The sequence below is a fragment of the Pseudomonas sp. 14P_8.1_Bac3 genome (assembly GCF_025466085.1).
Taxonomy (GTDB): domain Bacteria; phylum Pseudomonadota; class Gammaproteobacteria; order Pseudomonadales; family Pseudomonadaceae; genus Aquipseudomonas.
In genome coordinates, this window is the sequence record NZ_JANLOD010000038.1 from 1 (window position 1) to 726 (window position 726).

At 62.9% G+C, this 726-nt stretch carries 1 protein-coding gene; it reads left to right on the forward strand.

Going from position 1 to position 726, the window contains the following annotated elements:
* On the forward strand, positions 1-726 hold a 726-nt coding region (tssI, locus tag NTD84_RS11225; RefSeq protein ID WP_262165226.1), incomplete at both ends, for a type VI secretion system tip protein TssI/VgrG.

The following is a 726-nucleotide window of genomic DNA, read 5'->3' on the forward strand; positions in this document are numbered from 1 at the left end:
GGTGGTGAAGCGTTTTGCCGTGGGGTTCCGCACGCGCACCAGCACCGTCACACGCCGCGACTACGACTTTGAACGCCCGACCCGGCTGCTGGAAAGTCGCTTCAGGGCCGAGTTCCTTCCCGAGCTTGAGGACTATCGCTATCCGCTGCTGATGCAGACGGAAAAACAGGGCAAGCAGGGCGTGCGCCAAGCACTGGAGCGACATCGCCGCGACTATCAGTTGGCCGAGGGTGAAAGCGACCAGCCGACGTTGCGCAGTGGTCATCTGTTCAACCTGACGGAGCATCCGCGCACAGCGTGCAACGCGCTATGGCTGTTGCTCAGCGTGACGCACCACGGCAAGCAACCTCAGGTGCTTGCCGAGTCGCTTTCCAGCGTAGCCGACACCGACGACGATTTTACCCAGGGCTACCGCAACAGCTTCAGCGCGATGCCCGGGGATGTGTTTTATCGACCGCCTCTGCCCGCACCCAGACCCACGCTGGTGTGCCAGACCGCCCGCGTCACCGGACCGGCCGGCGAGGAGATCTACTGCGATGAATACGGTCGCGTGAAAGTCGAATTTCACTGGGACCGCACCGAGCGCAACAGCGAACACAGTAGTTGCTGGCTACGGGTGGCCTCCCGTTGGGCGGGCGAGGGGTTCGGTGCGGTGATCCTTCCGCGTGTCGGCATGGAAGTGGTCGTGACGTTTGAGGAAGGCGATCCGGACCAGCCGCTAATCAG